This is a genomic window from Streptomyces africanus (assembly GCF_002150735.1).
Classification (GTDB): Bacteria; Actinomycetota; Actinomycetes; order Streptomycetales; family Streptomycetaceae; genus Streptomyces; species Streptomyces africanus.
Map to the genome: position 1 here is coordinate 1 of NZ_MUKA01000382.1, position 8,386 is coordinate 8,386.

Sequence of the window (8,386 nt, forward strand, 5' to 3'; positions counted from 1 at the left end):
CCGCGGACATGTCCGCGGAGGCGCTCGACGCCGCGCGCGTGGACCTGGGGCGTGCGGGTGTCGAGGTGGAACCCCGCCGGATGTGGCCGACCGGGCTGCCGGCGATCGGAGTGGACCTCAAGGGACGGATCCCGGCCGGCGAACAGGCCGCGCCGGGACGTGCGTTGGGGCGTCTGTCGGACATCGGCTGGGGAAACCGGCTGCGGCCCATGCTCGCGGCCCAGGCTCCCGACGGGCCCGTGCCGGACGACGTGGCGAAGGCCGTGGTGGGAGTGCTGGCCGACTGGGCCAAGGGGCCCGGCGGCTGGGCCCCGGGCGTGCCGGACCCGCAGCCCCGCCCGGTGGGCGTCGTCACCGTCGCCTCGCGCACACGGCCTCAGTTGATCCACTCCTTGGGGGCCCGCATCGCGGAGGTCGGCCGGCTGCGCCTGCTGGGCGCTGTCGAGTACACGGGCGACGTGTACCCGGGCCCCCGGAGCAACAGCGCGCAGCGGCTGAAGGCGCTCGACGGGGCACTGACCGTGCCGCCCGCCCTCGCGTCCGCCCTCGCCGAGGCCGAGGGACCGGTCCTCCTCGTGGACGACTACACGGAGACCGGCTGGACCCTCGCGGTCGCGGCCCGCATGCTCCGGCGCTCCGGTGCGCAGGGGGTGTTGCCGCTGGTGCTGGCCGTCCAGGGCTGACAGCACGTCGAGAGGCGGGGCACATCCTGGCCGGACACCGGCCTGCGACCGGGCACCGCCACCTGCCCGGTCGCGCACACCTCTGGACGCCGCGCACGCCCGTGACGTACGAACGTGTCGTGCTCGAACGCCCCATGGGTGGCCCGGCGACGCACAGGGTGAGGATATTAGCCGCGCATCATCTGATAACGGTCGACTGCGCCAATTGCTCGTTGCCGCATTCAAGTTCGACAGGAAGAATTGAGGTCCGCTCCCGCACGGCACGACCGCCGATCCGGTAGGGCTTTGCTGCGGTGCGCGCTCCCCGATTCCGACCCCGCCCGCAGTGTGGGCGCGTAGCCGAAGGGAGGACCGTGACCTTCGGATTCGCTCCGGCCTCGGCAGCGGCGTCGACGTCCGCCGCTTCCGCCAACCGCTTGCTCGAACCCGCGGAATGGGCCGCCGCCGGGATCCCGCTGCTTCGCAACCCCCGTGAAGTCGTCAGCGGACTGCACGCCCGGCACCACCCGCAGCCGGCGACCGCCGTCATCGCCGTGCTCGATCCGGACGAGCGGCTGCGGGCGAGCGCCTCGTTCGTCCGCCGGACGGCCCCGGCCGACGGCTGGATGTTCCGCAACGTGCTGCTGGCGCAGCTGCGCCGGATCATCCCGCACGATCTGCGACGCCGTACTCCGGTGCGCACCGCTGTGCTGCTCTACTGCCGTGAGGGCGACGCGCGTTGGACCGAGGAGGACGGCGCGTGGATGTGGGGGCTGCGCGACGCCTGCACCTTGCACGGGCTGCGCTGCGGTGCGTACATCACGCTGACCCGCGACGGCTGGCAGGTGCTCGGTGAGGGCCGGGGCGGACGCCGCCCGCACTCTGCGTCGGCACCGGAGCCGTTCGACACGTCGGAGGCACCGCCGCCGCTGCCGCGCACCGGTGGCGCCGCCTCCGAGGTACTGCGCCGCGCTGCGGCGGCACGCTGAGGACTCCGGACAGACCGTCCCGGGGACGGACTTTCCCTGGAACAGGACACCCCTGGACAGACCATTGCCCACAGAGTGGGGTCCGCACGGGCTGACGGGCCGTACCCCCTTGTACGGCACACAACGGTTGCCATGACCGGCAGTTGGAACGAGCATCCCGAACAGCTGAGGCCGCCGGGCAGTACCGTGCGCAGCCACGGCGTCCAGCCTTGCGGGCACGCCGGACCACCCGCCGTGCGGAGCCGCCGGAGCGGCGACTGAGGTCAGCCCCTGGCGCCCGACCGGGCGCCACGGCACCGACTCAGACGCTCGTGCCCAGCACCGAGTTGATCCGCTGCGGATCACCGCAGACGATCAGCAGGGCGGTGGCCCGGGAGTGGGCGAGGGACAGGGCGCTCGCGGCAGCGGGCTCGGCACCGCCGTTGACGGCGACCACGACCACCGGACGAGACCCGGCACGATCGGCGACGGTGGCGTCCGTGTAGAAGACGTCGTCACCGGCGTCGTGCTGGGCCCAGTAGGAGGTCTCGCCGAACGACAGCTCGTGGGCGGCCCACGGGTGCTGTTCGCCGGTCGTGATCACCAGGACGTCGCCGGGGGCGCGACCGGAGTCCAGGAGCAGGTCCACGGCCTCCTCGGCGGCGTCGAGCGCGCCTTCGACGGAAGCCGGGATCAGCTGGATCTGCGGGGTGGCCGGAGCGGCGGCACCGGCTGCGGGACCCGACGGACCGGGCTTGGCGGCCGCGTCACGCGGGGTGCGCTGCACCGGCGGCGCGGGCCGCGCAGGACCGGGACGGCCGGGACGCGACGGAGCCGCGGGACGGGGGCCGGGTACGGGGCGAGGGGTCGGCGCGGTACGGCCGCTGGCCGGAGTGGCGCGGGGACCCTGGGCACTCTCGTGAATCTGAGGCTCCTCGGGAATGAGAGGCATGAGTTGATATTTATCAAACGTTGGTACGGCCCGCGTCGGCGGGTGGCGCATGCGTGCGAACGAAAGCGTCAGAAATCGAAGCCCAGCTGACCCTCGATTTCCGGAACACTTCCCTCCGTCCAGCTGCGGACCTTCTTGAGGTGCCGCCACTGGGGCAGCGCATCAAGATACGCCCACGACAACCGGTGGTAGGGGGTGGGGCCCCGCTCCGCCAGTGCGGCCTTGTGCACGGGTGAGGGATACCCGGCGTTGTCCGCAAAACCGAAGTCTGCATGGTCGATACCCAGTTCGGCCATCATTTTGTCGCGCTGGACCTTGGCGATCACCGAGGCCGCCGCGACAGCCACGCACGACTGGTCGCCCTTGATCACCGTACGGACCCGCCAGGGGGCACCGAGATAGTCGTGCTTCCCGTCGAGGATGACCGCGTCGGGGCGGACCGGCAGAGCGTCGAGGGCACGTCCCGCGGCGAGCCGCAGCGCGGCCGTCATCCCCAGGCTGTCTATCTCCTCCGGAGAGGCGTGCCCCAGGGCGTACGACGTCACCCACTTCCGCAGTTGCTCGGCGAGTTCGGTGCGTCGTTTGATGGTGAGCAGCTTCGAGTCGGTGAGACCCTCGGGCGGCCGGCGCAGTCCGGTGATCGCCGCGCAGACGGTGACGGGACCGGCCCACGCGCCGCGCCCCACCTCGTCGACACCTGCAACGATCTTCGCTCCGGTCGTGGCTCGAAGGGAGCGCTCGACGGTGTGAGTAGGCGGTTCGTACGGCATGGCGACCCTAGGTTACGCCGCCCCGAACCGCCCGCGACACCCCGGTCGGCCCCAGCGCTGTGTCAGCCCTCGCCAGCCCCGGTCAGGCGCCGCTCGACCGCAGCAGCGGAACCATCAACTGGTCGATCATCTCCTCGATTTCCTGGTCCCGCCATTCACAGCCGCACATCTTGGAGCGGTACATCATCATCGCCGGGATGGCGTCGAAGACGTATCCGTTCGCGGCGTCGGAACGCACCTCGCCTCGCCTGATCCCGCGCTCGATGACCTCCCGCAGCATCTTGATGGTGGGCTCCACGACTCCGTCGAAGATCACGGCATGGAAGCGCTCAGCCTGCGTCGTGTCGCATTCGTGAATCACCGAGCGAAGCGCGAAACCCGGGCGGGAGAACATCGCGTCGCGGGCTCTGCAGCAGAGCGTCAAGAGGTCCTCACGCACGCTCCCCTCGTCCGGTACCGCGTCGAAGTGCGGCAGTCCGGCACGCAGGGCGTCGGCAACGAGGTCCTCCTTGGACGGCCAGCGCCGGTAGACGGCTGCCTTGCCGGTCTGGGCACCGGCTGCGACGCCTTCCATCGTCAGGCCGTTCCAGCCGACGGTGCTGAGTTGTTCCAGGGCGGCGTCGAGGATCGCGCGTTCGAGCACGGCGCCGCGGCGGCGGGCGGCCGTCTGAGCGGGGGCGTCCGCCCAGCTCGGGGTAACCATCGAACTCTCTCCAACGAGCAGATGAAGCGGGGATTTCGGGGTGGGGGGACGTGCCGTACGGCAGCAAAGGGGGACGTGCCGCACGACGACGCCACAAGTGAACGCTTGCGTTCACTGTCGTGGACTCACTACCTTTGACGCGGCAGTGAACGCGAGCGTTCACTAACGCACTCGTGGGGGACCCATAGTGACAACCTCTCCATTGCTCAAGGACCAGAAGCCAGGTGCGGCACGCCGGGAGGGACACCCCGGCATCGCGCTCACCGTCATCGCGGCCTGCCAACTCATGGTGGTACTCGACGCGACGATTGTGAACATCGCGCTCCCGCACATTCAAGACGCACTCAAGTTCAGTACCACCGACCTCACCTGGGTCGTCAGCTCCTACACACTCACCTTCGGCGGTCTGCTGCTCCTCGGCGGCCGCGCCGGTGACATCCTCGGGCGCCGCAGGGTGTTCATGACCGGCATCCTGCTGTTCACCTTCGCCTCGCTGCTCGGCGGGCTCGCCCAGGAGCCGTGGCAGCTGCTGGCCGCGCGGGTCCTCCAGGGCATGGGAGGCGCGATCGCGTCGCCCACCTCGCTGGCGCTCATCACCACCACGTTCCCCGAGGGCCCGGAACGCAACCGGGCCTTCGGTGTCTTCGCCGCGGTATCCGCGGGCGGTGGTGCGATCGGCCTGCTCGCGGGCGGCATGCTCACCGAGTGGCTCGACTGGCGCTGGGTGCTCTTCGTGAACGTGCCGATCGGGGTGCTGATCGCCGTCCTCACCCCGCTCTACATCACCGAGTCCGAGCGGCACACCGGACGCTTCGACATAGCGGGCGCGGTGACCTCGACCGCGGGCATGGCATCCCTTGTCTACGGCTTCATACGGGCGGCGGACGAGGGCTGGCGTGACAGCCTCACCATCGGGTCCTTCGTCGCCGCGGTAATCCTGCTGCTGGCCTTCGGGATCATCGAGTCCCGGGCCAAGGAGCCGATCACCCCGCTGCGGATGTTCACCGACCGGAACCGCTCGGGCACGTACGTGATCATGCTGAGCCTCGCGGCGGCGATGTTCGGCATGTTCTTCTACATCGTGCTGTTCGTGCAGAACGTGCTCGGCTACAGCCCGATCGAGGCGGGGCTCGCCTTCCTGCCCGTGACCGTCGTGATCGCGCTCGGCGCGGGGCTGTCGCAACGGTTCCTGCCGGTGCTGGGTCCGAAGCCGTTCATGCTCCTGGGCTCGGCGCTCGCGGCGATCGGACTGGCCTGGCAGGCTCTCATCAGCTCCGACAGCTCGTACGTCGGCGGGGTTCTCGGGCCGATGCTGGTGTTCGGCTTCGGGATGGGCCTGAACTTCGTGACGCTGACGCTCACCGCCGTCTCCGGTGTCGCCCAGCACGAGGCGGGCGCCGCGTCCGGGCTGCTCAACACCACGCAGCAGGTGGGCGGATCGCTGGGTCTGTCCATCCTGACGACCGTGTTCGGCACGGCTACCAGGGACGAGGCGGAGAAGCAGCTTCCGCAGTTCATGGCCGAGGGCTCCCCCGAGCAGAAGGCGGAGTTCGCCACGACTCATCAGCTGCCCGCGCCGTGGGGGCACGAGGTGCTGGCCCAGGGCATCTCCGCCGCCTTCGTCCCGGCCGCGGCCATGGCCGTCCTCGCCCTGGCCACCGCCTGGTTGGTGATCCGGGTCCGCAAGAGCGACCTGGAGGCACTCTCCGGCTCGGCCGGGCCGGGGCTGGGCTGACGCAAAGGCATCGCGGGACGGCTTCGGTGGCTCACCGGCGGCCTCGACACAGGCCTGCCGGCGGCTGCCGGGCCGGTCCGCGACCGGCCGCGCAAGCCCCACGCGGCGTGCGCATGCGTCCCACCAGTGGATCAGAACAGCCGGCAAGACCTCCATGATCACCTCCCGTCGCCCTCCCTGGACGTACACCTCCAGCGTGTGCCGCCTCACGGCTCACACCGCGGATGTCACGACAACGAGCGGGCGGTCACGGAGAGTTCCCGATGCGCACGGAGAGTTCCCGATGTACACGGAGAGTTCTGAGGGGAGCCGATTCTGATGGTCGGCCCCACACAGAAGAGTCTCTGACCGAGGTCTCTGACCGCTACGCAGGCACCCAGTCCGGCAGCGGCTCCGTCCGCGCCACCCACTCGGCGGGCGGCGCCCCCGCCTTCCCCGAGGCGATCACGCCGCCCACGATGGCACAGGTGGTGTCGACGTCCCCGCCGACCTGGGCGGTCGTCCAGAACGCCTGCTGGTAGTCACCGAGACTTCGCGCGGCCGACCAGAGGGCGAAGGGCACGGTGTCGTGGGCCGTCGTGCGCCGTCCGCAGCCCAGCACCGCCGCGACCGTGGCCGGGTCGGCGTAGTCGAGCATGTCCCTGGCCCGGCGCAGTCCCGCACCCACCGCGCTCTTCTTCGGCACCAGGTCGATGACCCCGTCGAGGAGGGCCTCGGCACCGGGCGGCCCGCCGGGGGCGGCGGCGAACGCGGCGGCCGCGGAGACCGCCATGGCGCCGACGACGGCCTCGCGATGCTGGTGGGTGGTGTAGGCCGAGATCTCCGCCTGGTGCGTCGCCTGCTCCGGGTCGTCCGCGTACCAGGCGCCCAGCGGGGCGATCCGCATCGCGGCGCCGTTGCCCCAGGACCCCTGTCCGTTGAAGAGCGCGGCGGCGAGTTCGCGCCAGTCGCCGCCCTCCCGGACGAGTCGCAGCAGGCGGTTGACCGCGGGACCGTAGCCCCGGTCGAAATCATGGTGCTCGGCGAAGGAGCGGGCCAGGGCGTCCTGGTCGATGCGGTGGTGAGCGACCAGGACGGCGACGACGGAACCGGCCATCTCCGTGTCGTCGGTCCACTGCCACGGCCCGGACGGGAGCTCGCGGCGCTTGAGCAGCGGGTAGTTCACGGGCACGAAGTACTGGGAACCCAGGGCGTCCCCGACGGACAGTCCGCGCAGGCTTGCCAGGGCGCGGTCCAGGCGCCCGTCGGTGGAGGAATCAGCGGTCATCGCCCTGCCACTCTATCCAGTGACCCCGTAGGGCTCGGGATCACGCCAGCGGTCGAACGGCCGGTCAAGCGTGTACTTGCCGTCGTCTCCCAGAACGAGCATCCGCACCTCGCCGTTCCCCGGGTTCGACAGTGACTCGAACTCGGCGACCGTCCAGTGGAACCACCGCATGCAGAACAACCGCATGGCCAGACCGTGGGTGACGATCAGGACGTTCGGCGGATGCTCGGGGTCCTCGAAACTGCGGAACAGGCTCTCCAGGAAGCCGCCGACCCGGTCGTAGACGTCGGCGCCGGACTCGCCCTGGGCGAAGCGGTAGAAGAAGTGGCCGTACGCGTCGCGGTAGGTCTTCTGGAGGCGTACCTCGTCCCGGTCCTGCCAGTTGCCCCAGTCCTGTTCGCGCAGCCGGGGTTCCTCGCGCACCCGTATGAGCCCGGGGTCGAGGTGGAAGGCGCGCAGTGTCTCGTGCGTGCGGCGGTACGGGGAGACGTACACACTGACGCGCTCGCCGCCGAACAGCTCGCGCAACCGCTCGCCCGTCGCTTCCGCCTGCCGCCGGCCCCTCTCGGTCAGCGCCAGGGCGTGGTCGGGTTCACGCTCGTACACGGAGTCATCAACATTGCCCGTTGACTCGCCGTGCCGGACAAGGACGATGCGCCGTGGTCGTGCCATGCCAAAACCCTAGATCGGGAGGGGGCCCATCGAGCACTCCTACCGCGCCCATACAGCGTAGGTCACACACATCCTGCACCACAGATCACACAGGTCGCACGTCCGTCCGACCGGAATCAATCAGTCCGGGCCCGCCCGGCCTGCCGGACATCAGACCGTCCAGCCCGGCTCCATGTCCACGACGTCCCCGGTGAGCGCCGCGACGTCCGCCTCCGTCTGGGCCCGCAGGGCGAGCCGCTCCACGCGTTCCGTGCGGTACTTGCCGTGCTCGGCGGCCGACCGCCACATCGACAGCACCATGAACTCGTTCCCGGGTGCCTCGCCGAACAGCCCGCGCACCATGCCGGGCGAGCCGGCCATCGCCGGGTTCCAGACCTTCTCCTGCATCAGCACGAAGTGCTCGACCCGCTCCTCGTGGACACGGCAGAGCGCCACGCGCAGCAGGTCGGCGTCCGTGAAGCGCGGTTCGAACCCGGTCTTCACATCGAAGCGGTAGTCGAAGAGCCTGACCTGGGCGTCCTTGAACGTGCCCGACTGAGCCGACGCGAGCCGGTCGTGGGACCGCGCCATGAAGGAGTCGTAGAAGGCGCGGCTCTCCCAGAACGCGAAGATGTGCGCCACGTCCGGCCGCCCCCGGCTCCAGCCACCCCCCTGCCC

The 8,386-nt window shown here is 70.4% G+C and carries 8 protein-coding genes and 1 pseudogene; 3 read left to right on the forward strand and 6 right to left on the reverse strand.

The features are described 5' to 3' along the window. A pseudogene (locus CCL05_RS36820) lies at window positions 1-683 on the forward strand (recombinase RecQ); the annotation flags it as partial. A 353-nt stretch (window positions 684-1,036) separates the two neighbouring features. Next, the gene (locus CCL05_RS36825) at window positions 1,037-1,651 is read left to right on the forward strand and encodes a hypothetical protein (protein WP_086564991.1); all 615 of its coding nucleotides are present in this window, start codon (window positions 1,037-1,039) and stop codon (window positions 1,649-1,651) included. 301 nt (window positions 1,652-1,952) lie between these two features. Here the strand turns inward: CCL05_RS36825 and CCL05_RS36830 are convergent, their stop codons facing one another. The 3 genes from CCL05_RS36830 to CCL05_RS36840 all read right to left on the reverse strand — a co-directional run bounded on the left by CCL05_RS36830 (window position 1,953) and on the right by CCL05_RS36840 (window position 4,055). After that, the gene (locus CCL05_RS36830) at window positions 1,953-2,582 is read right to left on the reverse strand and encodes a hypothetical protein (protein ID WP_086564992.1); all 630 of its coding nucleotides are present in this window, start codon (window positions 2,580-2,582) and stop codon (window positions 1,953-1,955) included. A 68-nt stretch (window positions 2,583-2,650) separates the two neighbouring features. Beyond that, the gene (locus tag CCL05_RS36835; RefSeq protein ID WP_086564993.1) at window positions 2,651-3,352 is read right to left on the reverse strand and encodes a ribonuclease HII; all 702 of its coding nucleotides are present in this window, start codon (window positions 3,350-3,352) and stop codon (window positions 2,651-2,653) included. Window positions 3,353-3,434: 82 nt separating this feature from the next. Further along, on the reverse strand, window positions 3,435-4,055 hold the full coding sequence (locus tag CCL05_RS36840; RefSeq protein WP_086564994.1) for a TetR/AcrR family transcriptional regulator: 621 nt from the start codon (window positions 4,053-4,055) through the stop codon (window positions 3,435-3,437). 187 nt (window positions 4,056-4,242) lie between these two features. Here CCL05_RS36840 and CCL05_RS36850 point away from each other — a divergent pair, with 187 nt between their 5' ends. Next, complete coding sequence (locus tag CCL05_RS36850; RefSeq protein WP_086564995.1) at window positions 4,243-5,790, forward strand: MFS transporter; 1,548 nt, start codon at window positions 4,243-4,245, stop codon at window positions 5,788-5,790. 364 nt (window positions 5,791-6,154) lie between these two features. Here CCL05_RS36850 and CCL05_RS36855 read toward each other — a convergent pair whose 3' ends face one another. The 3 genes from CCL05_RS36855 to CCL05_RS36865 all read right to left on the reverse strand — a co-directional run. Next, window positions 6,155-7,057, reverse strand: a complete 903-nt coding sequence (locus tag CCL05_RS36855; protein WP_086564996.1) for an ADP-ribosylglycohydrolase family protein — start codon at window positions 7,055-7,057, stop codon at window positions 6,155-6,157. Between the two features lie 12 nt (window positions 7,058-7,069). After that, window positions 7,070-7,729, reverse strand: a complete 660-nt coding sequence (locus CCL05_RS36860) for a histidine phosphatase family protein (protein ID WP_086564997.1) — start codon at window positions 7,727-7,729, stop codon at window positions 7,070-7,072. Window positions 7,730-7,879: 150 nt separating this feature from the next. Then, a partial coding sequence (locus CCL05_RS36865) for a DUF4937 domain-containing protein (protein ID WP_086564998.1) occupies window positions 7,880-8,386 on the reverse strand: 507 nt, incomplete at its 5' end.